We start from the raw sequence: 23858 nt of genomic DNA, 5'->3' as shown, positions 1-23858 counted from the left end.
AAATTTATTTAGTAATTTATTTCAACATTGAATTACTTAATGAATTTGTTATGCCTATTTTGTGATGATTTTAAATTACAGTAGTAGATATATTTACAGTTACTTAAAAACAATAATATTCAGATGATTATTCAACAAAAAAGCTCTCTAAATCTGCAACCAATTAACCAAAGCGTCCGTGTTACCTTCAATTATGATGTTCACTTCACGAAAGGTCTGTTTCAGTTAGATAATCCTTTACTTGCACAAGCGATCGCCGCAGATGGAGAGACAACCCCAAAACAAGTATTAGCTGTGGTAGATGGAGGATTTTTACAGTATCAAGATGGGCTGTTAAAAAAATTATCACTATATGCTCAATGTTATCAAGATGTACTAACACTGAGCGGTGAGCCGATAATAGTTCCAGGTGGAGAAGCAGTCAAGAACGATTCTAGATTTATAGAGCAAATTCATCAGCAAATCAATACAGCTGGATTGTGCCGTCACTCCTACGTTTTAGCAATTGGAGGTGGAGCCGTCCTAGACATGGTAGGATACGCAGCAACAACGGCTCATCGAGGAATTAGGCTACTACGAGTACCGACAACAGTATTAGGACAAAATGATTCGGGTGTAGGAGTAAAAAACGGAATCAATGCCTTTGGTAAGAAAAACTTTTTGGGCACATTCATGCCACCTTATGCTGTCTTGAATGACTTTGATTTTCTCACTAGCCTCGACGATCGAGATTGGCGATCGGGTATTGCAGAAGCAGTGAAAGTTGCGTTGATTAAAGATGCAGATTTCTTCAATTTCATTATGACTAATGCCGAGAAATTGGCTAATCGAGACATGGACATAATGGAAACATTGATTTATCGCTGTTCCCAGTTGCACTTAGAGCATATTGCTGGTAGTGGCGATCCCTTTGAAATGGGTTCATCACGTCCTTTAGATTTTGGACACTGGGCTGCTCACAAACTAGAGCACTTAACTAATTACAGCCTACGTCATGGGGAAGCTGTTGCGATCGGCATTGCTTTAGACACGACCTATTCATATTTAACAGGTAAACTCTTGCAATCTGAGTGGCAAATGGTTCTAACTACACTCAAAAAATTAGGTTTTATCTTGTATGTATCGGCATTAACAGAGCAATTAGATCGACTAGACCATCCGCATTGTCTATTTAGGGGACTTACGGAATTCCGCGAACACCTGGGAGGAAAATTGACAATCACCCTTCTACAAGGAATCGGAGAAGGAATAGAAGTTAACCAGGTGGATTTCTCTTTGTATAGAGATGCTATTTTGATGCTGCAAGATTGGGAACTTTTGCAGTAATTCTCCTTTGGATGCAATCAACAGAAGCGATGTCTAACAACAAGCCACTACGCTTTTTCCATTGCTTACTAAAAAAGTTTTCATTGGCTAAGTCATTGTATTTGATACTCAACACTTTAATTTGATCAAACTGAAAATCTGGAAGCTGCTGACATACTTCCTTTGTTATTACAAAAAGTTCACCATCCCCAAACGCAAAATTTCTCGGGTAAAGTCACAGGAATAACCGATAGTTGCATCGGCAAGAAACTTGCCAGCCAAACACTCTTTTGTCACCCCATAGCCCCCAAGAATTTCAACGGCTGTTTGTGCGTTTTTGATTGCAACATCCACTGCAAAAGTCTTGGCAGCTGGTGCTTTGATTGTGGCGGCAAGTTGGGGAGAAGTTTCTGCTGTAACTGCTGCATCCCATACCAGCAGTCGTGCAGCCTGGGTGTTAATCATCATATCTGCTAATTTTAAAGCCACTGCCTGATGTTCGATAATCGGACGACCCCAACTGACTCTTTGCTTGGCATAACTCAAAGCATACTCATAAGCAGCACGAGCCAAACCAACATAAGAAGCTGCCAGCCCAATAGCTACTTCTGGAAGCAACATTAGTAGTTTTCCGGCTTCTCCTTCTTGTCCAATCATATTTTGTGCAGGGACTGGGACATTATCTAGGCTAATCTCAGCATGATGAGAGGCTTTCCAACCAATCATCTGTGTCTTTTTGCCAAACTTAATCCCAGGTGTATCAGTTGGAACGAAAAAGATAGACAAACTTTCGCGCAATGGTTTATCCATCGCTGTACGGGCAATAATGAAATACGCATCCGCAATTCCAGCATTTGTGACTAACGAGGATTTTGTCCCATTAAGGATGTATGTATTGCCCTCACGCGCTGCAAAGGTCTTCATCCCAATATTCGAGTCTGGGAGCGCGCAGAACATATCAGAGGTGGCGACATTAGGTTCACTCTCTGCGGCGCTAAACAGATGGGGTTTTCCAGAATTAACAAAAGATAGTATTCGTTTTTGTTGTTCTGTGGTTGCTGCCCTAGTGACAAACAGTGACATTGCTGCGGTGAGATTGAAATAACTACAAGCAATGCTGACATCCACAACGCCTATTTCTTCTAGGACTATAGCCAAATCTATACACTTTCGCCCCACACCTCCTAACTTTTCTGGAAGCATCAAGGATGTAAATCCTAATTCAGATCCCTTATAGAACAAATTTTGGCAAAATTCCCAAGGTTCTATCTCTAGATTGTTAGACTCTTCGATTATACGAACAATAGGCTGAATTTCATTTTGGGCAAAGTCACGAGCTTGTATTTGCAATATCTGCTGTTCTTGAGTCAGGTTGAAGTCAATCATGTCTTGTCTTTTTTTCCCATATCGCGAATATCTAGCTTTGTTTCAATTATTAAAAAATAAATTTTATAATTGTATTTTGCCAGATAATTTTTGTATATAATAAATAGAAAAACTATTAAGATAAAATAGTTTTAGAATCCACTCATCTATACTCATATTTATCTTCAATACCTATAAAATATTGTCTGATATCAGATGAATGTCAACATTAGTGCGATAGTTGTCAGTAAACGGATATATGGTTTGTGCTGTTGCTATAACTGTATCTAAGCAAATATTAATTGAAGTAAAAACTAGTTAAACCAGCTATATATTAAATAAACATCGTACAATTTAAAATCTCAATTTTAAAAAATTGTTGAGTTTTATAAAATCTTAAATTCAATTTTATTAAATATCTTAATTAGTCTAAAAACTCCTTAATTTGTGTAACTTACATTATTTCTTTTTATAAAAGAGACAATTAAAATATTGTGTAAATAAAAATTTAACTAAATATCTTCTACCTTTTTAAAAGGTACAGTATTTAAACTGCGATCGCAATGAAGAATCCTTTGATAAACTTGTCAATTCTTTATTAGTACTGAATAATTTACTTATACTGACCAAACATTTGATGCCGTAAGGCGTTAAGCATAATATTTTAATATGTAACCCCGTATTTTTTCTCTATCACACTCAACAGCCTTTCCTCAAACTCAGTCAAATATGGGCGTTTCAACTCTCGCAAACACTTCAAAACTGCCTAGAGTGGTTCTTCTAGCTTGCTACCGTCCCGTAGTCTGTTGATGCGTAGGCGTAGCCCGCCGCAGGCATCGCTAATGTGCTGCATCTGTCGGGACTTATCAGATACTTATTCTTACAGCAGAAATATACAGCATCGGTTGGTATATGAGATCATTGAATCCGAGCAAGTAGTCAAGATAATTCGTCTGTGTAGGCATTACAAGTAAGTTATCTCGTCAGTCCTCCTTGGTGTTCACAATGAAAACCTCGTTGCTCCCAAGCCTGCATATCTACATCAGTAAGTTTTGTGACATTTGAGCATTGCGGTTGAATAATTTGACTTAAAATCGCCCAAAATAAGCTGCGTGTTACATCTAATCCAGTTTTAGCCCAAGATTCATGATTACCAGGAACACCCAACTCTTGAACAATCTCTGGCTCTACCCAAATACCATGAGCGCCTAAAAGAATCTGTGCCATCCATTTAGCTCTGGGTAAATGACTGGTCGAGGTAATCAACATGACTTTATGCACTCCCCAACGGCGCAAAATTGGAATACTATAATAAAAATTTTCAAAGGTAGAATTCGCGCAGTTTTCTAACCAAACGTTTTGCAACTCTGCTAATTCCGCCTGAAAAATTAACCGTATACAAGGATCTGGGGAACCATGAGAAATTAAAATTGGGATTTGTGGGTATTGTTTTGCCTGTTGAGCAACATAAGTTTCTCGACTAATACTGCCACCTAGCACAAAGAAGGCATCTATCGGCTGCGAAGAAGCAAAAACTAAGGTTATAGTAGTAAAAATCAGCCAAACACCCAGGACAACACACAATCCACCACTGAGTTTTTGTAACAATTGCCACAGATTAGCAGATTTTTTTTTAATAGAAATTAATGATTTGATGGGAATTTTGCGTTTCATGACTTAAGTAAGAAAAGCTGATTTTACTGCTGTCTAACAAGACTGCAATTGAATGAGCAAAGTGCTATCTTATAAAAGTAATCTAGAATGCAAACATGACGCTAATTAAAGTGTCACACGCTCAGTATAGCCTTCCGGAGAAGACTAACAAAGTGAGAAATGATTGTTAATAACTAATGCGGCATTTTTGGCATCATTAAAAGGATAAAAATGATGAATAAGCATAGTTTATTCTGGGGTATAAAAACTTAAAAATTTCTGTAAAGCCTGATTGCTAAACTGTCAACAACACAATTATTCCAGCTAAGTATACATGAACCAATCTGCGAAAAGTTACTCACCGCTCCAAGTAGCCTTGATTGGTGGAGCGATCGCCACAACTGCTACCATATCCGTGTTCGGCCCCGCTTGGACTCGTGGTGTCCGTGCTGCTCTAGCCCTACAAGACAGCCCAAAAGTGATAGTTGACCAAGTTTGGCAACTGGTAAATCATGAATATGTTGATGGTAAATTTAATCAACAAAATTGGCAAGCAACTAGGCAAACCCTGTTGAGCAAAGATTACTCTTCTAAGGAAGAAGCATACACTGCCATCCGCGAAGCTTTACAAAAGTTGGGAGATCCTTACACTCGGTTCATGGACCCCCAACAGTTTGAAGCTCTGACTAGCCAAACGTCTGGGGAAGTCTCTGGTATTGGCGTTCGGATGGAAGTGAACGAAAAAACTCAGCGTCTCACCGTTGTCGAAGCCATAGAAAATTCTCCGGCGCTGAAAGCTGGGGTAAAAGCAGGCGATGAAATTTTGGCAATTGACGGCAAACCCACGCTCAAAATGAAAGTGGATGATGCTTCTAAGCTAATCCGTGGCAAAGCGGGTACTCCCATCAAGCTACGGCTCGGACGCGCAGGCCAAAATGCCTTTGATTTGAAGCTGACAAGGGCAAGTATTGAAGTCCCAACAGTTCGCTATACCCTCAGACAAGAAGGGAATCGCCGCGTTGGCTATATCCGTTTGCGAGAATTTAGCGCCCACGCCGCAGACCAAATGCAACGAGCTATCCGCGATTTGAACACTAAGAAAGTTGATTCTTATGTCTTAGATTTGCGAGGAAATCCTGGCGGTTTGTTGCAGGCGAGCATTGAAATTGCTCGGATGTGGTATGATAACGGCGGAATTGTCAAGACAATAGACCGTGTGGGCAGCAGTGAGGAAACTAAAGCCAATCGTACTGCTTTGACAAATCGTCCTTTGGCGGTCTTAGTGGATGGGAATTCAGCTAGTGCTAGTGAAATCCTTACAGGAGCGCTCAAGGATAATAAGCGGGCGGTAGTTGTAGGTGGTCAAACCTTTGGCAAAGCCTTAGTCCAGTCAGTTCATGAACTCGCAGATGGTTCCGGCTTGGCTGTCACCATTGCCCATTATTACACCCCGGCGGGAACGGATATTAACCACAAAGGAATTACACCAGATATCAAGCTAGACTTGACAGAGGCACAAGAGCGTCAATTGGCTTCTAATCCAGATTTAATCGGAACTAAAAGCGATCCCCAATATGCTCGAGCGATCGCAATTCTATCAAATAACAACTTTGCCCAGCCGCCAGCAAATCAACCGACTCGACCCATGAGCCGCGCTGGTGACTTGAAACTTTAAGTGAGTTATTTGTTACCAGGTATTTACATATTCCCAAATCCAGATTTTTGGAGTTATGGAAACTGCTTGATATTACCGTTCCAAGATTTCGATTTGGGAATACTAGCTAGTAATCCCATCTCCAAAATCTCAGATTTATGAATCATCAGCCAGTTGATGCAACCACCGCCACCAGCTTTTTACCAATTGTGTCGGTGGTTGTTCCTATTTATAACGGTGAGGCGGATTTACCAGAGTTAATCAATTGTCTGTTGTCTCAAACTTACCCAAAAGACTGGGTAGAATACTTGTTGGTGGACAATAACAGTAGCGATCGCACCCTCTGCATCCTGAAAACATCTGCCGAAAATTGCCCAATTACAATTCGCCCCTTGAGCGAAACCCAAATTCAAAGCTCTTACGCTGCTCGTAATACCGGGATTCGTGCCGCTACGGGTGAAATTATCGTTTTTACCGATGCAGATTGTCGCCCACAACCGCAATGGTTAGATGCATTAGTTCAGCCTTTCATCAACCCAGAAGTAGTAATTGTTGCTGGTGAAATTTTGGCACTACCAGGCACAACTCTGCTAGAACAACACGCAGACCGTCAAGAAACTTTATCGCAAAAGCATACCCTTAACCATTCCTTTCGTCCTTATGGTCAAACAGCTAATTTAGCGATTCGACGCATTACCTTAGAAAAAGTGGGTTTATTTCGTCCCTATCTGACTACTGGTGGCGATGCCGATATTTGTTGGCGGATTTTGGGGGAAAACATCGGGCGTTTAGAATTTGCCCCAAATGCGATCGTTCAACACCGCCACCGCGCTACACTTCAAGAGCTGCAAAGTCAATGGCGGCGTTATGGATGCTCAAATCGCTATCTACACGAACTGTACGGTGTAGATTTAATGCGAGAGATGATACCTAAAGAATACGGCTATCGTTTAGCACGTTGGCTATTGAAGGAAGTACCAAGAGATATAAAAAAGGTGATTGCTGGTCAAGCCACCCTTGTAGATTTATTAAATACTCCCATTGGTTTGTTCACAGCTAGGGCGCGTACTGCTGGACAAAGAAATACCAAGCTACCAGAGAATGCCAAGATAATTGCTCGACTGTAACTAAGAAAAAGGGCGTTACTGATTCTGATTAAATAATATAAATTTTGGTGTATAGAGGTTGTAGTTCTTAGTACAGTACGGTGTAAATAAGCAGATTATTGAAAAGCTCTAAAGAACTTATTCTATATAACTTTTGAATGAGTGATTTTTGACTTCCGCCTTGCAGTACTAGTCTCTACAAAGGTTTTGAAATCATGCAAAATCATTTTTATCGCTGAATTCAGTAATACCTAAGCAAAAATGCTCTTGTAAGTCCAGAAGCATTGACTCAGATGTTTATTCTTTCCTTAGCTCACAAAAGCGAATGTATCTTAAGAAGTATTTTCAAAATTAGGTAAAGCAAATATGCTGTTATTAATGAAGTTTTAACTTTAGTACTTTGTATTTAATAAAATAAAAATTAAATAAAAATTTCAGTAGGTAGGGCTTGTTGCCATTTAGCACTTTAGTATTATTAGACAAACTTGTGGTACTAAATAAGGCTAAATGTTGATTTCTCCCTCATTAGAGAGAAATTAGTAAATCAAAAAACCAAGTTCCGTCATATTTTCTTATAGAGGGTTCGTTCTTTTAAGTAACCTTCTCTCCTTGCCTGCTCAATAGCGTCTGAAGTCTTGAAGAAAGCATGAAATTTGTTTTACCTGCTCTCTTCATTTACAGTTACACTTCATCGTATTGTAAATTGAGCAACATGAAAGTGAATGTATTTAATCAACAGATAGATAAATTGTGCTCACAGATAGAGGCACTATTAAAATGCTATGGAACTAAACTGAACTCACAACCGGAGATGATAACAGAAGCTTTCGAGGAACTTAACATTGCAATGGAAGAACTATTGATAGCTTCCGAGGAGTTAAATGTAACACGAGCGGCAGTAGAGAAAGAGCGCCAGCGTTACCAAGACTTGTTCGAGTTTGCTCCAGATGGTTACTTGGTGACTGATACCAAGGGGATAATCCAAGAGGCTAACCATGTAGCAGCAACTTTGCTTGGTGTCCAACAAAAATATTTAGTAGGTAAACCATTAATTCTTTTCATTGCTCAACAAGACCGCCAGTTCTTTAGCTCTCAAATAAACAATTTGCAGGAGATACTGAACTGGGAAATTCACCTACAACCACGGAAAGGAACCTCTTTCCCTGCTAATCTGAAAGCGTCTGTAGTATACGACCTTCAGGGGAAGCACCTTGGCTGGCGTTGGCTGCTGTGCAACATCAGCGAACGTAAACAGGCTGAAGAAATGTTGTACCGAGCTTACAGTGAATTAGAAATACGGGTGGCGGAACGGACAGCGGAACTGGTAAAAGCAAATCAGAAATTGCTAAATGAAATTACAGAACGTAAAAGAGTCGAGTCACAACTACTACACCTTGCTTTTCACGATACATTGACAGGTCTGGTAAACCGTGTTGCATTTATGAATCGCCTAAAACATGCGATAAATTATTCAAAACGGCATTCAGATTATCTATATGCTGTGCTATTTATTGACCTAGATCGGTTTAAGTTGATTAATGACAGTCTTGGACACCTAAATGGAGACAAATTGCTGCTTGCTATTGCAAGTAGACTAGAAATATGTGTACGCTCCATAGATACAGCAGCACGGCTTGGAGGAGACGAATTTACAATCCTGCTTGAGGGAATCCAGGATGTGTCAGACGCCATCAAAGTAGCTGAACGGATTCAAAAGGAACTGACATTACCCTTTAAGCTTGACGGACAAGAAGTCTTTATCACGGCAAGTATTGGCATCGCCTTGAGTTCGACAGTAAACTATCAACACCCTGAAGAACTTTTGAGGGATGCAGATACAGCAATGTACCGAGCCAAGGTGCTAGGCAGAGCGCGTTATGAATTATTCAACTCAGATATGTATGCTAATGCTCTAGCAAGATTACAGTTAGAGACTGATTTGCGCCGAGCAATTGAACGCAAAGAATTTCGAGTTTATTACCAACCGATTGTTTCACTCACTAGTGGCTCTATTATAGGTTTTGAGGCTCTATTGCGCTGGCAGCATCCAGAGCGTGGTCTGCTTAATCCAGCAGATTTTATTCCCCTAGCAGAGGAAACTGGACTAATTTTCTCCATTGGCAAATGGGCTTTGCATGAAGCCTGCCGCCAGATGCAAGTTTGGCGGGTATGCCATTGTTCTAAATTACTAGAGAAAATTAGTGTTAATCTCTCCATCAAGCAATTTTATCAACCGGATTTGATAGAGCAGATTGGGCAAATTTTGCATTTAACTGGCCTTGATGCTGATACTCTAGTCCTAGAGATTACTGAAAACGCAATTGTGGAAAATGGCGATCAGGTAACTGCCGCAATCTTACAACTTCAAGAGATGGGTATTGAGTTATCAATTGATGACTTTGGTACAGGCTACTCCTCATTAGGTGGTCTTTATAATTTTCCAATTAGTGTGTTGAAAATTGACCGTTCTTTTATCAGCCTGATGGGCACTAATAGTAAGAATTTAGAAATTATTGAGATAATTGTCACTTTAGCACACAAGCTAGGTGTGGATGTGCTTGCCGAAGGGGTAGAGACGAAAGAGCAACTATCACTTGTAAGAAAGTTAAACTGTCAATATAGCCAGGGACATTTTTTCTCAGTTCCGTTAAATAGCTCGGCAGCAGAGGCATTAATTCTGGAAAATCCTCAATGGTAAGGGTTATTAAAAAATTCGTACGTGTGGTGATACTGCTGGGTATGGATGGTATGGGCAAAACCGCACTTTCAGTAAAGTTAGCAGAACAATTACAGGGAGAATTTCAGTATCTCATTTGGCGATCGCTGCGGCACGCGCCTTTTTTTCATGAGAAGCTGACGGAATTCATCAAAATTATTTCTAAGCAACACTGCGAAATTCACACAGCAAGCTGTCGTCATGGAATACGTCACAGATTGCTTGATTGAGCCTCAGTCTGATCCACGACGAGCAAACTCTCTTCAGCAGTAGCCAGGATGAAACAATCAATTGTTGGGATATGACTACAGGGAAATACTGGACAACTTTGCACCCAGCCCCTCTCTATGAAGGCACGATGATCGCAGAGGTTAAAGGGTTGACAGAGGCACAGATGTCAACTTTAAAAGCTTTGGGGGGGCAATAGAGGTGAATTCAAGTTGCTCAATGCCTACCAACTTTCGCTAAATTGGAAAAAGGAAAACTCAAGGGAATTTTAAATGTCAGCACAATTGTTACTGGTGGATGATGAACCAGGGATACGGGAAGCCGTGAAAGACTATTTGCAAGAGAGCGGTTTCAGCGTTCAAGTCGCCAGTAACGCCCTAGAAGGTTGGGAATGGATGCAGCTAAATACACCTGATTTAGTGATTTCCGATGTGATGATGCCTCAAGTGGATGGCTATCAGTTCCTGAAGCAACTACGAGAAGACCCCCGCTTTCAAGCACTCCCGGTAGTATTTTTAACTGCTAAAGGGATGACAGGCGATCGCATTCAAGGCTATCACGCTGGTGTTGATGCCTATCTACCCAAACCCTTCGATCCAGACGAGTTAGTAGCTATAGTTGAAAATTTGCTATCCCGTCGCGCCGCTAAGGCTGCGAGTACGGGAGATGATGCTGAAACTCCCGATCTTGCGGAACTAGCCAATCAGATTGCCCAAATTAAAGCATTGTTAACTCAAAAAAATGCTATTTCCCAATCGCCAGCCCCTTTTAAAATTGATTTGACTCCCAGAGAACAAAGTGTTTTAAATTTGGTCGCGGAAGGGCTGATGAACAAAGAAATCGCCCGTCGTTTAGAAACCAGCGTCCGCAATGTTGAAAAATACGTCAGCCGTTTGTTTAGTAAAACCGGTACAAATAGCCGTACAGAGTTAGTTCGTTTTGCTCTAGAACATGGTCTTGCTAAATAGGCATTATTGGGTATTGGTCAAACAGGGTATGGAGAAGAGACTTGGGGACTCTTGAGAATTGGGGACAAGGGGAAGGGAAAGACTTGTCGCAAGTTCTGACTTTAGTCACCTTGTCCCCCTTCTCCTCCCTGCTTTTTTGTCCCTTGCTCCCCTACTCCTGAGTAATCGGTAATAAGTAACTGGCTGCTAAACCATGATCTATTACTAGTAATAGATCAAACATAAGTATTTCAGCAAATCAGGCACTTAGCTTCAGCAAAAAGCTCAAAGAAAGGTTATTTATTTTTACTTTGATCTTTTAGGTTTTCATTTGATTTGCGCCTGTTGTCCAATTTTCCATCTGTAAAGATACAAGGTTTTATTATTCTGGAATGTTTTGATAAAAACTCGGTAAAATGCACCCGGCTGAATTACTTTCAGATTCTACCAGTACCCTTTGCTACAAAGTTTTTAATAGCGGAAACTGTTTCTGGGACTTTGTGCTGCTAAATAAGACTTTCACAAAGTAGAAATCAAAATATTTTATGAAATCTACTGATTGCTTAGTTTTTATGGCAACGGGGTATGGGATCAACATTTAATTGGATACCAAATTCACGTTTTTTGCTAGTTAAATTACACCTTTATGTTGGAGGATTTTCAGCGACATTACGCAAGCGCATTAGCTGACGCCGCATTTGATGTGAGGCTTGAAACTCAGACACTTCTTGCGCTTTAACGGACGCTTGTAACGTTTCTAGAAAGTCATCAGAACCTTCAGTTAAAGCATCAAGTAGCACCTGTAATAGTTGCTCGCGATCGCTCAATAGACTCTTTTCCTCAATTAACCGGAATTTGAGATGTATTTCACACTCATAAACACCTACTTCGAGATTATTTATCTGGCGTGGTAATGCTTTGGAGTTCATAGCTATTGAGATTCCTTTACTTGGATTGTCATGAGGGCAAGGAGGTAGATGTCCAGCAAAAATTCTTTATATCTCTTTTGAATCCAAAGTGCTTGAATTAAGAATTTTTCTTCATCAATCACCTTTGTATTCTATTTCACTCTGCTTTGGTGTATTTTCAAGCTAAATTTTCAGTGTGTAGATTTTGAGGTTTTTGTGCCAGATGTAGCTTATGGTAAGCCATAACTATTATTCAATTTTTAAGATTCTACACAATAAAGTTTCTGTAAGAAGTTGTTCAACCTTTTTAAAGCTTTTTACATCAACTTTATGTGAACGTCAATAACAGTTTAACTTGTTACTTTAATTTTAGTGTTTATACGTAAGTAAAACCTCTGACTTTTTTGGAGTTTATTAAAGCTAGCGGTCGATGTAGCGCTATTGCGTGAAATTACTTGATGTACGTTTTTTGCAATAGAAAATTCCGGATAAATTGATTGGCATAATTATTAATGTCAAAACTTTTGTTCTCTAGAAAAAAAGTACACAGATCAAATTATTTCTGCTGAGTGGCTAGCTATACCGTCTTTTGGGCTTGATTGAGTCTAAAAATCTTAGCAGTAAGTCAGATTCAAAGACGAAATAAAAATACTGTAACAATTAATTTTTACAAAAAAATAATTCGACTACTGTCAGTACTAGCAGTTAAATATATCTTCAACTCCTAACAGAAGTAGCAAACTCATCAGTAAAGGTGATATTTTTACTTATGCCTAGTCAATATACGCTTTTGAAACTGTATTCAAAGCTTTGAAATTAAGAGCATTCAAGCTCGGATATAACGTCTACAATAATTTCAGTGTAATCCACGCAAATCTTACACCTTTTTATGAATAACCCGATGCTGCTCAAGTCGACAACCCGACATATCCGCATTTTTGCAGGTGAAATTGACCAAGATGGCGATCTAGTTCCGAGTCAACAAGTCTTAACCTTAGATGTTGACCCAGATAACGAATTTAACTGGAATGAAGATGCACTGCAAAAAATTTATCGAAAATTTGATGAACTAGTAGAAGCATCTAGTGGCGAAGACCTCACAGACTATAACTTGCGCCGTGTAGGGTCAGATTTAGAGCATTATCTGCGATCGCTTCTACAAGTTGGCGAAGTCAGCTATAATCTTTCTGCCCGTGTTACTAATTACAGCATGGGAGTCCCTCAAGTTGCCATTGACGACAAACAATAAGCCAATGAGTTGCAAGTGGGCTGCCTGAACCCTTCTATAAAAAGAGTGCTGAGTTTAAAAGTATCTTGAGTGAGAGTGAAAAACTCATAAGTCTACTTCTTAACTCAGCACTGCCTGACCCCCTGCCACTAACAGCAGTCCGAAAGAAATTTTTAGAGTCACTGCATCAATCGGGTACTTTTGCCAAAATGAATCTTTGCTATTCTTAATTATTAAATTAAAGTTAATTCTTGCTGTCCTACTTATAAACTAAATAAATACCAATATTCTCCACCTGTTAATGATGGGGTAATTTAGTAAAAACAAATCGCGCAGTTATGCTTGGGTTATGCTGTGGTGACAGGGTTGGAGTTAGTTGCTTTGGTGATGGAGAGTCACAGGGCAATAGAAGCTATGATTAGGCTGTATGGTTGAGTTAGGAGCGTATTTTTGGGTTCGGATAAGTATTAGCACCTGCCGATATCCGCCAGCTAAAATCATCATCTAAAGTCTGGGTATGTCAAGTTTAAGAAAGATGAGCGGTCTAGATTGTCCCTACTAATGCTATTAAAGAAATTGCCAATCGCTGATCGGTGCGAAAACTATGGAAAATGACGCGGCAACGCTCTACTGTCCAAACGAAAATTGTCAGGCTGCCAACCCCCTGACTCACAAGTTTTGTCAGCGATGTTCCACGCCCCTAACCAAAAATTATCTCTGGGCTGTGGTAGATAGCCCAAATGTGGGTAGCCCTGGAGAAATATTAGCCGATCGCTATTTAATCCTTGATAAATTTGTTCTTTTAGATACGAAACCCGGTTTATTAGCGCTAACGCCAGAGTTAGATAATTTGCAGCCTCTAAAAGCCTACCTGAGACTGATTCCCTACCGTTTACACGTACCGCAGGTATATGGAGTGCTTTTTGTTGCTGACGGGTCTTCCCACCGCGAAATATTACTTTTAGAAAAACCACCGCTATTAATAGATGATACTAGCCAACAAGTGCGTTTGGGCAACGAGTTAACCACTGCTTGGCGTAATGCAACATCAATGCGTCAACTAAATTGGTTATGGCAAATAGCTCATCTGTGGCAACCTCTGGTGAGTGAAGGTGTCGCTTCTAGCTTACTTGACTCTTATGTATTGCGGGTAGAAGGATCGTTAGTACGTTTGTTGGAATTGCGTTTTGATGGCGCTACATCACCAGAATTACCCCAATTAGGTGAATTTTGGCAGCAGTTGATCGGCACTGCCAAACCAGCGATCAGGGAATTTGTCGATTGCCTTAGCCTCTCTTTAATTCAAGGAGAAATTAATTCAACCGATCAATTAATCGGAGTTTTAGATCGGGGACTGGCTGGGTTAGGGCGATCGCAAACACCCACCATCCAAATTATCACTAAAACTGACACTGGGCCAAGTCGTCAACGTAATGAAGATGCTTGTAGCCCTCCCTGTGGAACTCTGGTAAGCAAACCACCCCAGCCAACAGCCTTAGCTATTGTCTGTGATGGCATCGGCGGACACGAGGGCGGCAATGTGGCCTCAAATTTAGCCATTGAAACCATCCAGCAGCAGGTACAACAACTAACAAAGGTTCCCTACGACCACATAGACCCTTCAATGTTGCTGAATGACTTAGATAAGGCAGTGGCAATGGCCAATGACAAAATCAGTCAGCGCAATGACGGTGAAAATCGCCAAGGGCGTCAACGCATGGGCACGACTTTAGTTATGGCATTGCCTGTTGCTCATGAAATGTATATTACTCACGTCGGCGATAGTCGTGCTTACTGGATTACACGCCACGGCTGTTATCAAGTTACCCTTGATGATGATGTCGCCTCCCGCGAAGTGCGACTAGGTTATGCCATTTACCGCGAGGCAGTACAACAGAGTGCGGCTGGCTCTCTTGTCCAAGCTTTGGGGATGGGATCTAGTACTTCATTGCATCCCACATCGGGACGATTTATGCTCGATGAAGATGCTGTTTTCCTGCTTACATCCGATGGTTTGAGTGACTTTGATCGGGTGGAAGAGTACTGGGAAACAGAAATTTTGCCGATTTTAGTTGGGGAAGCAAATATAGCAACTGTTGCCGATAGATTAGTCGAAATTGCTAATACTAAAAATGGACACGATAATGTCACCGTGGCTTTAGTTCATTATCAAGTCCAATATTGGGAACCAGAAATCACCATCCAAGCAGTGATTCCACAGAGTTCTTCTGCCAAAACTGTTGATTTAGCATCTAGGGCGACAGATGCGACAGTTTTAGGCAGCCCAAACCACAAGACTCAGGTGATTCCAGACACTGAGCATACCAAAACTCGTCAATTCCCCCTACAGTGGATAGTTCCATTAATATTTGTGGTAGCAGCAGGTTTTTTAGGATTGTTCGTCAAGCAACTGCGATCGCCATCAGGGGCTTTTCCAATTTTTTCCAATCCCTTACAAACTCAAAATCCTGCCATTGAAGCAACACCCGTACCGCGATCGCTGGCGAATCTTTCTCCTGGCTGGGTAATTAAAACCAATAATGACATCTCCTTGGGAAACAACCAATCACTCCCCCGTGGGACTTTTTTAGAAGTTATTGAGAAAAAATCAAATCCAAATCCTGCTTCTGGCAGTTTTCTGGTGTCTATGCGAGTCTGTGTCAATAAAAGTACCCAAACCCCAGCTAATCTGAATAACCCAGCTGTAACTACCTCAGTTCCACCAAATTCAAAACCTTTGCCAGCAAAAGTATTCCTAAACTCCTCCCAACTCAACCGTTTTGGCATTGTTTTACAATCAGACGCAGCAAATCCATGTATAACTGTCACGCAACCGCCAGTTACCGAACCATCTGACACCAGTCCAACTTAATCAAATACTCGATAAACTTGTAAAAACCTGGAATAATAACAGGTAACAATCATAAAAAACTTACAAAGTCAAAAAAGTAGAAAATTTTCACCTTGGACAATTGTTATTTGAAATTATTTTTTTAGCTTTTAGTTTAATGAATCCATGCAATCCCTGAATTTGGCGATCACTCGTCTCGTAAATACTGGCACTGACAACTTCGCAATTTGGGTGGTCAAGGCTCCCTATCCCAGTGGCTACGTTTTACATGACTGTGTATGGCCTGTTGAACTGACTCAAGTCTGGCAAGAATGGCAGCAGATGTTTGCTGGTCATGGTAGCCTAGATATTTCCCCAAACTCAACATCTCAAAAGACCAACCCATTGCCTATAGATTGGATTTCATCTTCTTCAGGTCAAACTACTGGCCCCTACAGCAGTCGTCTGATGCAACATTTGGGAATGAATTTATGGCACTGGGTATTCGACGGGCAAATTCTTGGTAGTCTAGAACGCAGTCACGGTATGGCTATGGGTGAGCATACACGTTTGCGCTTTCAACTAGAAATTCGCGACCCGGATCTGATCGCTTTCCCTTGGGAAATTATGCAGCGTAAGCCTGGTCAATCGGCAATGTCTCTGTCGCCAGATTTACTATTTAGTCGCACTACTACTGAAGTAGACGCGTTACCGTATTTGCGAACTGACCAAGCTTTAAGTATCCTGCTGGTTTTAGGTCACGATCACAAGCTGCAATTAGAACAAGAAGCCGCTATCTTACAGCAAGCTCTTGCAGATACGCCTGATAATGCCCAAAGATATGCACCTTGTGTCGTAAATCAACTCATTCAACCAACTCCACAACAGTTGATTGATGAATTAGAAACCAAAGAATACAATATTTTCTTTTACGCTGGACATGGTTTGCCAGACCCAGATGGAGGGTTACTGTTTTTGCGACCAGATATGCCTCTCAATGGCATAGAATTGGCGCAAGTATTAACTCGTACAGGTGTGAAATTAGCAGTTTTCAACGCTTGTTGGGGCGCACAACCAGCCGCGATCAATCATCAAGCTATCCCTGCCAGTAGTTTAGCAGAAGTACTGATTCGTCATGGTGTACCCGCAGTTTTGGGGATGCGCGATGAAATCGCTGACCACGAAAGCCATAGTTTTATTCAAGCTTTTACCGAAGCTTTGCGATCGCACAAGCCAATTGACGAAGCCGTAGCACAGGCTAGGCAAGAGTTATTAACACTGTATAAATTTAATCAACCTGCTTGGACTTTGCCTGTTCTCTATCTGCATCCAGATTTTAATGGCGAACTGATTAAGAATCTGGATGAAGGTATTACCGAACTACCAGATACAGCCATTCCTGATCTAGGTTCCTCGCTTCCAACTGCAAGTTTACGATCGCTCACTCCAAAAGGTAAAACCTGGTTACTGCGTTATGGAGTTACCCGCATCGGCCGCACGAGAGATAATGATATCATCATCCCCGAACCATCTGTATCCAAGCGCCACGCAGAAATCTTCTGCCGCAACACTCTCACTGATGCTACACTGATGCGAACTTATTACTTGCAAGATTTTTCCACCTATGGGACAACCTGGTTTTTAGGCCCTAATGGCTGGCAACAAATCCTCCGAGAGGAAGTCCCTTTGAAATCAGGAATGCAGTTAAAGTTTGGAAGTGCTAGAGGTGAAACCTGGGAGTTTATGATTGAAGACTCATAGCAGAGATATTGCGTAAATGAATTTGAGTCTTTAGCATCAGCTTTTGAAATCTGTTTTTTTGGAGAAAAAATCAACTTTTTTTGCGGAAATCTCCTCTGAGAACTTGTAGCTGTCAATACCACCAAATAATCATCAGGTAAGAAAATATGGCTGACAAAATTAATGACTCAGACACTTTCTCTTTTTTGCCATCTCAAATAGATTTAGAGTTATTAGAAGCGTTACTAGAACCAGAGGATGCTAATTATCCCTGGAATCCAGGTGATGAGGAATCAGAAGCTTATTTTCAGGAATTAGAACAACAGTTCGGAATAGAAGATTTACAGGGCGTTGAACTAATGAGACGATCAGAAGATTTTTACGGACATCTAGATACACTTTGGTCTAGTATTACTTCTACACCTGACCATAATCATAACCGACAACAGGCAGTAGTGTTTAACCTTCAACAAACACTACGTAATAATTTTTCCGCCTGTGTCCCCCAAATATTGCTCAACACCATCGCCACCAAAGCTGCTGAGATATTTGCGGCTCGCCAATTAATCAGTGAGCAACTAGTTGAGTGCGTTCAGACAATACTACCAACTTGGGGAACAGAGGATCTTATCGTTTTGGCTCGTCCTTTCGCTTACGCTATGCGAAGTAGCGAATCACAAAACGCGGCATCTGCACTCAGTAATCTTCAAAATAGCGAATGGAAAGCTTTATCAGAAGTAGAGAAAGCAAAGGTTAGTTTAGCGATCGCTTCTTATGCTTTTACTGAACTTAACAAATCTCAACCTGAACTATGAATGGTGAATCAGGATTAAAAAGTAGGGAATAAAAAATTTTTCATTACGTCTTGTATTCGTGTAACCCGCGCTTTACATTCACTTTGTTCACGAGTATCTATTGCAAATATGTTGATTTCACTTACCTAAAGATATAAAATCGGAAATCAAGACTTTTGCAGAAAAAGCTTAATAATTTTTGATTTTTTTAAAATTTTTTACCCCATAAGAAAATAACAATACGCTGATATTCAAATTAGGCCATCTATCCCAAGAGGTAAATACTCAAGCATTACTTGTTCTCTCCTGCTCTTCTATTTTGGCCCTAGAAATCGGGTAGCAAAATTTTGCGATCGCGTTGGTGAGAGCGCCCGTGCCTTGAGAATTGCCGCCATCAAAAAGGCGTAAGATAACACTCCAACAATTACCAACAGTAAGGCATTGATTGACCCTGTAGCATTCCAAAGAGCGTGGAGCGCAGAGGCACTCAGATAACCAATAGACAGAATTTGCCAACTTCTACTGGGTTTGAGGACAGCCAAACCGATAAAATAACCCAGGTAGCCACTATAAGCCATGTGTCCGGCTACGGAGCCTAAAATTCGCGGAATTAGCAGTTGTAAACCTGCCAGTTGACCAGCAGCTCCTATACCCACCTGTTGCGTGACATTTTGAGTTATATCAGGCACATATTGACCGAGGGTTTCCAAGAGAGTGAAGCCCACAGCAGAAGCTGTTCCCAGGAGAATACCATCTAGAGGTTCCCAGATACCGATGCGTTCCCGCCAAGGTGAAGACAACATTCTACCGATGGCAAAAGCTCCTAGTACAGGTAATGCCTTGAGTAATTCCTCCATTAACCCAGCGCCAAAAAACATCCGCACCAGTAACTCTGTGAAGGTAATAGATTCTTGGGGTGTGGGCAAGCTTCCAGGTAAGATGCCGCGAAATACGAAAATAAATAGATTCAATAGCGGACTGAGCAAAATCAAGATTGTACCCAATGACGTAGCCATTAGCACCCACCAAGGCTTTTGTTTTCCGCAAAGTTGGTAAACAAAATAGTAGGCAGCAAAGGCAATATAACTTGCTACAATCACTTGATTAGCTTGTGGCCGTCCGACTGTAGCGAACATCAGTACCACAAAAATTACCGTCAGTATTCCCGGTACGAGGTAAGCTTTACTAGTTAAATCTTTACCAGTGGAAATAATCGGAAAAAGCTGGGTGAAGCTAACAGAATCTGGCTGCTTTAATTGCGTGTGGTTGTGGTAGTTCGTCGCTGAAGGCAGTGGTGTAACTTGGTTGACTGTCGTCGCCGGAGTCAGTGAGGTATACTCGTACTCAAAAATGTATTGCGGCCCATCAGCACCTAGAGAAATGCGATCGCCTGGGTGCAATTCCTGACATTCATACAAGCGTTGTCCATTCAAGTAAGTGCCATTAGCACTATTCAAGTCACAAAGCACCCAACTAAATTTGCTATCTGGGGATAGAGAGAGGGGACGAACCACTGCATGACGACGAGATACCATTCGGTACATCATGGCATCCAAGACAACTTGGCAGCTGGGGTCGCGTCCAATTACCATTTCTTTACTGGGGGGCAGCGAGTAGCGAGATTCTGCTCCCAAAGCTACCCCATTACCAGACACTAGCCGCAGAAATGCATTATGTCTTGCGTTTTTGCCTGTCATCGATAAGAAGTGCGTTTCTAAATTAATTCTTCACATAATTTGGCAGCAGGACTAACCTTAGCCACATTAGCAGCAGCATTGCTAAATCCACTATAGCTTCACTTACTGCTAAGAAATTTAAAATTATTGATGCAAAATTTCAAATTGTTTCGCCTCATGTAAAGAAGTATTCCATCTGCTGAGAGTTTGTCCTAAAACTGGCTTGTTAAGCGGATAAATCAGATTGTCTTAATGCTGTACTTTTGACATCGTAGCGGCAAATTAAACTTACTGCAAATTATTAAAAAATAGTATTTTTTACTGCATTTAGTTTCATTTCAAAAATATATAATTTTCAGTCGTATGTTGTGAGGCAGTACGGTTTTACTCTCAAGGGAGAGGCGATCGCCTTTGCTTCTGTACGAGATGCTACACGAACGGAACGCTACGCGATCGCATCCCGTCTCATAGAAAAGCAGTAGCGACATGGGAGTGTCACCTAAAAGATCAGTTGTTTGTTTTTGCCACTGATAATTAACTAAGCTCTTTTGGAGTGGAGAGTAGGTAAAGAAACTCTTCTGAAGTCTTGAATCAAAAGGTATCCGCTATCTTGCCTCAAACAACTGTAGCTAGTTCTGGGTGTTCAATCTTGGTTCCAAGTACTACAAGGAACTCTGCTAGCCAATGCGGGTGAGCAGGCCAAGCTGGTGCTGTCACCAAGTTACCATCAACTATTGCTCGATCGACAGAGATATCAACATAGATCCCTCCAGCACTATTGATATCTGGGCTACAAGCAGGGTAGCCAGTACATCTCTTCCCTTGCAGTACATCAGCAGCTGCCAATATCTGCAAGCCGTGGCAAATGGCAGCAATCGGTTTATTCGTTTGGGCAAAGTGACGGGTGATTTCTAGCACCTGCTGATTCAAGCGGATATATTCTGGTGCTCGTCCTCCGGGAATGACTAAGGCATCGTAGGTTGCGGCTTCTATTTCTGTAAAGGTAGCATTTAAAGTGAAATTGTGTCCAGGTTTTTCACTGTAAGTCTGATCTCCTTCAAAGTCGTGAACTGCTGTCCGCACACGATCGCCAGCTTTTTTGTCGGGACAAACTGCATGGACAGTGTGTCCTACCATTTGCAACGCTTGAAAAGGAACCATCACTTCATAGTCTTCTACATAGTCGCCAACAAGCATCAAAAGTTTCTTTGCAGCCATATTTTGTCACCTTCATCTTTTGTCAATAATTGTTTATAGCGGTTCTTAGGTACATGACGTGAAGTAAATATTGAAACCCCTCTGGCAATTCATGGAGAGGAAAGATAAAACTGTGTTTTATGCAGGTGAGGTACAGCTTAACCCCACTTTTATTGGAAAACACTATATAAAGTAAATGTTAGTTTAGAGTCAGCTATTTTAGACGTTAGCATCCCGATGAATTTTTGATATATTACAACACATTTAGTTTTGTAATGTCATTAGATTCTCTTATAACGAAGACGAAACATATTCAAACCAGTAATCAACAAGATAGTGGGAGATAATCCGACAAATACATACAAAATTTTGGTAGATAACCCACCAAAAACACCATAATGCAGGGGTGTTGAGTAGTTGGACAAACGACCTAATAAAGACTTTATTTTAGTTCCATCAACGACTTGTAAAATCTCACCCGTATATTGATCGATATGCACCTCACTATCCCAGGATTGCGTTCGTGGAGAAACCATCCGAAAGTCGTATGTTCCTGCTTTCGATTCATCGGGCACGTCTATGCTAAATATAGAGAAGTTCGGTAAGGCAGCTTGAGCTTTTTGAACGATCGCATCTAAGGGAAAAGGCTTTTGACCTGGAGTCGGAGTAGAAGCAGTAACGGGATCTACTGTCTGAGGTGTTTGAGGCGTAAAAATCGAAGCAATAGCATCAACAACCAAAAAATCTTTGCCTATCAAGTTTTGTATCAACACCAAACAGCGCTTGATGAGCGATCGCATATATATGGAAACGGGATTTTTTTAAGCGGAATCGGGATGTCCTTTTTGCTATAAGCCTTTGTGATAACGATATTCTCTGGGAGTCATGCGAAATTTTCGCTTAAACAGATAGCCGAAATGACCTATGCTCTCGTACCCTACTTGAGAAGCAAGCAATTTCTGCAACTGTGAGATTAGTGCGTGGAAGTAGCCGTTGTGCTTGCTCTAGTCGTAAAGATTGCACATATTCCAACACCGTAGTCCCAAACACTTCTCGAAATCCCCGCTTGAGTTTAAAGTCATTGAGTCCGATTTCTTTGGCTAAATTGATTAAAGAAGGTGGATGCGGCAGCCTTTGATTTAAAATAGCTTTAGCATGATGCAAACGTTCAATTTCATCAGGGCGGAAATGGAGCGATCGCTGTAATACCTGATGATTTCCCCCCACTGTGCAATTTTAAGTACCAGTAGTTCCAAAACTTTTGCTTCTAAATACATTTGTCTTAGCGTTTCAACAAACGGACAGTGCAATATTTGTTTGAGTACTAACTGCATTGCAGGTGTAGTCACCCCTAGGGGCTGATGGAAAGGTTGCTTAATTGGATTTTCTTTTAACTGCTCAAGCAAAGCAGGCAAATTTTCAAAGCTTCCCTGAAAACTGTCAAGTAAATTAGGATGCCAATAAATTTTAATATTTTGAGCGCGCTGGTTCGCCCTATGATACTCAAACTCTCGAACATCAGGTAAAGAGAATAAGTAGTTGTAGCCTGCAACTTCTTCATAATCGTCACTGACTCCAGCTACATTTGGTGTCACAGTTCTTGTACCACCAGACACAAAAAATTTAGATGTCAGCTCAGGCGAATCATCGTGTTTTTCTTCAGAAATCACTGGTTGAGAATACTCATTGTCACAGATTGATAGCACAAGGTTACGGTGAAGTATAGTCCAGCGATGGCTGCTTTGACCAAACCAAGTAGATAATTGTGATTTTCCCTCATACTCATTAAACTGCACATCCTGGCAAAATTCCCCAAAGTCTTCTGTTCCAGTTAAGTGAATAGTCATGGTGATACTCTCAACTAATTATTGAGAAATAGTATCTATTAATAAAGAAAGCGAGTACAACTGATATCGTGTCCGGTAAAAGACTTACGCTCTGTAGATTTTTTCTTTTAAAGACTATTGTCTAATTAAAACAGATGAAATTCTGCGATCGCTCTCGGAAAATTTTTGTTTTCATGTCCTGGGTGGCTAAGTTTAATCAAGGCAAAACGCTGTAAAGGCGTTAAACCTGCCCAATTTTGCTGTGTTAGAGTTACACCTATTTCTTGAGCTTTTTCTTGAAGGCTAGCTGGTACTATGGCAGAGTCTAGCCATGCCGGATGAGGCTCGATGGGTAATTTTTTAGCTGGTGTACCTGTGTGTTGTATGATTAATTGCTCGATATACTCGCGATAAGACTGAATTTCCGTTTTTGTTGTGCAAGGTAATTCCACTAAAGCTTGACGCTCATTTGTGGTCATTTGATTCCAATCAGACAATTTTAGCTTGATGCCACAGGTATCTAATTTACAACGCACCTGCATGGGTATGCAACGCAGAGAATCAACAAAGTCTGCTTCAAATTCAAAGAAATCTGTCACGTCGCTTCGCTCCGAATTCAAAATTTAAAATTTAAAATTCAAAATTAATAATTTATACTGTTGCTCGATAAACCCAAAATTGCTGT

General features: G+C 40.9%; 20 protein-coding genes. 11 read left to right on the top strand and 9 right to left on the bottom strand.

Going from position 1 to position 23858, the window contains the following annotated elements; genetic code table 11:
- The first annotated feature begins 123 nt into the window (after nt 1-123).
- Nucleotides 124-1326 (top strand): 3-dehydroquinate synthase, encoded by a 1203-nt coding sequence (locus tag V7K79_RS24845; RefSeq protein ID WP_335051402.1) that lies wholly within the window; start codon nt 124-126, stop codon nt 1324-1326.
- 168 nt (nt 1327-1494) lie between these two features.
- On the opposite strand, the gene V7K79_RS24840 is transcribed toward V7K79_RS24845, so the two are convergent.
- Both V7K79_RS24840 and V7K79_RS24835 read right to left on the bottom strand, forming a co-directional pair.
- A complete protein-coding gene (locus V7K79_RS24840) occupies nt 1495-2691 on the bottom strand; it encodes an acyl-CoA dehydrogenase family protein (protein WP_335051400.1) in 1197 nt (398 codons plus the stop codon).
- 954 nt (nt 2692-3645) lie between these two features.
- On the bottom strand, nt 3646-4344 hold the full coding sequence (locus tag V7K79_RS24835) for a YdcF family protein (RefSeq protein WP_335051399.1): 699 nt from the start codon (nt 4342-4344) through the stop codon (nt 3646-3648).
- 313 nt (nt 4345-4657) lie between these two features.
- Between V7K79_RS24835 and ctpB the strand changes: the two genes are divergently transcribed.
- From ctpB to V7K79_RS24805, 6 genes are all read left to right on the top strand, one after another.
- Nucleotides 4658-5998, top strand: coding sequence for a carboxyl-terminal processing protease CtpB (gene ctpB / locus V7K79_RS24830; RefSeq protein WP_335051397.1), 1341 nt, complete (start codon nt 4658-4660; stop codon nt 5996-5998).
- Nucleotides 5999-6135: 137 nt separating this feature from the next.
- A complete protein-coding gene (locus tag V7K79_RS24825) occupies nt 6136-7104 on the top strand; it encodes a glycosyltransferase (protein WP_335051395.1) in 969 nt (322 codons plus the stop codon).
- A 790-nt stretch (nt 7105-7894) separates the two neighbouring features.
- Nucleotides 7895-9781: a putative bifunctional diguanylate cyclase/phosphodiesterase gene (locus V7K79_RS24820; RefSeq protein WP_335051393.1), complete on the top strand. Its 1887-nt coding sequence runs from the start codon at nt 7895-7897 to the stop codon at nt 9779-9781.
- 23 nt (nt 9782-9804) lie between these two features.
- Nucleotides 9805-10029 (top strand): hypothetical protein, encoded by a 225-nt coding sequence (locus V7K79_RS24815; protein ID WP_335051391.1) that lies wholly within the window; start codon nt 9805-9807, stop codon nt 10027-10029.
- The gene (locus V7K79_RS24810; protein ID WP_335051389.1) at nt 10026-10226 is read left to right on the top strand and encodes a hypothetical protein; all 201 of its coding nucleotides are present in this window, start codon (nt 10026-10028) and stop codon (nt 10224-10226) included. Before V7K79_RS24815 ends, V7K79_RS24810 begins: the two co-directional genes overlap by 4 nt.
- A 73-nt stretch (nt 10227-10299) precedes the next feature.
- On the top strand, nt 10300-10995 hold the full coding sequence (locus tag V7K79_RS24805) for a response regulator transcription factor (protein ID WP_334848109.1): 696 nt from the start codon (nt 10300-10302) through the stop codon (nt 10993-10995).
- A gap of 623 nt (nt 10996-11618) precedes the next feature.
- On the opposite strand, the gene V7K79_RS24800 is transcribed toward V7K79_RS24805, so the two are convergent.
- A complete protein-coding gene (locus tag V7K79_RS24800; RefSeq protein ID WP_335051387.1) occupies nt 11619-11903 on the bottom strand; it encodes an Npun_R1517 family heterocyst differentiation transcriptional regulator in 285 nt (94 codons plus the stop codon).
- Between the two features lie 868 nt (nt 11904-12771).
- On the opposite strand from V7K79_RS24800, the gene V7K79_RS24795 reads away from it, so the two are divergent.
- The 4 genes from V7K79_RS24795 to V7K79_RS24780 all read left to right on the top strand — a co-directional run bounded on the left by V7K79_RS24795 (nt 12772) and on the right by V7K79_RS24780 (nt 18495).
- Nucleotides 12772-13131 (top strand): NAD(P)H-quinone oxidoreductase subunit M, encoded by a 360-nt coding sequence (locus V7K79_RS24795; protein WP_335051385.1) that lies wholly within the window; start codon nt 12772-12774, stop codon nt 13129-13131.
- Nucleotides 13132-13714: 583 nt separating this feature from the next.
- The gene (locus V7K79_RS24790) at nt 13715-15982 is read left to right on the top strand and encodes a protein phosphatase 2C domain-containing protein (protein WP_335051383.1); all 2268 of its coding nucleotides are present in this window, start codon (nt 13715-13717) and stop codon (nt 15980-15982) included.
- Between the two features lie 144 nt (nt 15983-16126).
- On the top strand, nt 16127-17701 hold the full coding sequence (locus V7K79_RS24785; protein ID WP_335051381.1) for a CHAT domain-containing protein: 1575 nt from the start codon (nt 16127-16129) through the stop codon (nt 17699-17701).
- A 146-nt stretch (nt 17702-17847) separates the two neighbouring features.
- The gene (locus V7K79_RS24780; RefSeq protein ID WP_335051379.1) at nt 17848-18495 is read left to right on the top strand and encodes a hypothetical protein; all 648 of its coding nucleotides are present in this window, start codon (nt 17848-17850) and stop codon (nt 18493-18495) included.
- Between the two features lie 293 nt (nt 18496-18788).
- Here the strand turns inward: V7K79_RS24780 and V7K79_RS24775 are convergent, their stop codons facing one another.
- The 6 genes from V7K79_RS24775 to V7K79_RS24750 all read right to left on the bottom strand — a co-directional run bounded on the left by V7K79_RS24775 (nt 18789) and on the right by V7K79_RS24750 (nt 23772).
- Nucleotides 18789-20171, bottom strand: a complete 1383-nt coding sequence (locus V7K79_RS24775) for a PrsW family glutamic-type intramembrane protease (RefSeq protein WP_335051377.1) — start codon at nt 20169-20171, stop codon at nt 18789-18791.
- 594 nt (nt 20172-20765) lie between these two features.
- Entirely contained in the window at nt 20766-21368 is a 603-nt protein-coding gene (locus V7K79_RS24770) for a DJ-1/PfpI family protein (protein WP_335051376.1), read from the bottom strand.
- A 260-nt stretch (nt 21369-21628) separates the two neighbouring features.
- Complete coding sequence (locus tag V7K79_RS24765; RefSeq protein ID WP_335051374.1) at nt 21629-22147, bottom strand: PepSY-associated TM helix domain-containing protein; 519 nt, start codon at nt 22145-22147, stop codon at nt 21629-21631.
- A 100-nt stretch (nt 22148-22247) separates the two neighbouring features.
- Complete coding sequence (locus V7K79_RS24760) at nt 22248-22511, bottom strand: AraC family transcriptional regulator (protein ID WP_335051372.1); 264 nt, start codon at nt 22509-22511, stop codon at nt 22248-22250.
- Nucleotides 22487-23194 carry a hypothetical protein gene (locus V7K79_RS24755; RefSeq protein WP_335051370.1) on the bottom strand — a complete coding sequence of 236 codons (708 nt, stop codon included), beginning with the start codon at nt 23192-23194 and terminating at the stop codon, nt 22487-22489. Before V7K79_RS24755 ends, V7K79_RS24760 begins: the two co-directional genes overlap by 25 nt.
- Before the next feature lie 125 nt (nt 23195-23319).
- A complete protein-coding gene (locus tag V7K79_RS24750) occupies nt 23320-23772 on the bottom strand; it encodes a nitrate reductase associated protein (RefSeq protein ID WP_335051369.1) in 453 nt (150 codons plus the stop codon).
- Nucleotides 23773-23858: the final 86 nt, after the last annotated feature.

The sequence above is a fragment of the Nostoc sp. genome, from assembly GCF_036917575.1.
Taxonomy (GTDB): Bacteria; Cyanobacteriota; Cyanobacteriia; order Cyanobacteriales; family Nostocaceae; genus Nostoc.
The sequence above is the reverse complement of the archived record's forward strand: the minus strand, read 5'-3'. Positions and strand labels throughout refer to the sequence as shown.